Below are 1,183 nucleotides of genomic sequence, written 5' to 3'. Positions count from 1 at the left end.
CGTGGCGGTGGCGGGCAGCTGCACGGTGTCGGTCAGCAGCTCGGCGGTCACATCCTGCGGGTTCCCGGCGGCGGCCTGCTCGCGGCGCGCATCCAGAAGCTCACGAATATAGGTGTCAAACTCAAGGGCGACCTTGCCGATCTGTTCGCGGTCGCGGCGCAGCGTAGCCTCGCGGTTCTTCTCAATCCACTCGATCAGCGGCTTCTCAAGGCTCGCGGGCCAGCCCATGAACGCGTTCTGGATGCGCATCGCATAAACCTGCGCGAACCCATCCATCACATTAACCTCGGTGCCGCGCGGCAGATCAGCTACCAGGTTCTTGACGACCTCACGGATTTTCGGCTCGAACTCCTTCAGGCGCGAGGGGGTGAAGTATTTGTCGTTCACGGCACGGAACGTTGTATGTTCGGGCGCATCCATACCGTTCGGCACGGCAATATGCCTCGTCGAGACAATATTCGAGTAAATGTCGGGATGGTCGAGCACATGCTGCACATCAGCGTTTTTGAACACGGAATAGCCCATGAACTCGTCGTGCGCTACGGGGCAGCGGCGGCGCATCTCGTCGTAGGCGGCTACCTGGTTCTTCTGAACCTTCTCGCTGCGCAAATCCCAGTCATTTTTCTCGGTGTTGGTCACTTCTTTGCCCCTGATTCAGTTGTTATGTTTGGCTCGTCGGGTGGATTGATACGCGCCATGGGTGTGTGCCGAGAGCCTGCGCGCGTTTGTTTCGGCGTAGTGCCGTCTTATTTGACGGTAGCACTTAACCGCCTGCCCCGCAGGATAGGAGTGCCTTTGCTACCCTCGTCAAATATATAAGTATTAGAAATAAAAATATGTATGTATCTAGTATGAAGATGCGAATAGCAGTCTATGTTGCACTAGAGGGGTATTCATTGGGGTAAACCCTGTACACGTATGATGGTGAAAGAAATAACCAATCATAAGAAACCATCGTTTGCTCACCATAGTCCCGGACTCACTGTCACGCAACTCGCCCCATTCATCCCTTGATTGGGTGGAAGCTCTTCTCTGGAACCATTCCATTACCAGGGGTCATGCCTTTACTTTGACAAAAACCTGAAAACTTGCTGTACTACACCAGAACCGTGTGAAGACTCAGCTGAACGTTTAGGTATCTCACCTTCCCAATCAGCCATACCACTACCACGATTGAGAGGGT

General features: G+C 53.8%; 1 pseudogene. It reads right to left on the bottom strand.

The features are described from left to right. Positions 1–639: pseudogene (locus Q4P78_RS09085) on the bottom strand (cytochrome P450); the annotation flags it as partial. Positions 640–1,183: the final 544 nt, after the last annotated feature.

The organism is Rothia sp. (in: high G+C Gram-positive bacteria) (genome assembly GCF_030540545.1).
Taxonomy (GTDB): Bacteria; Actinomycetota; Actinomycetes; order Actinomycetales; family Micrococcaceae; genus Rothia.
This window is presented reverse-complemented; position numbering and strand designations above follow the sequence as displayed.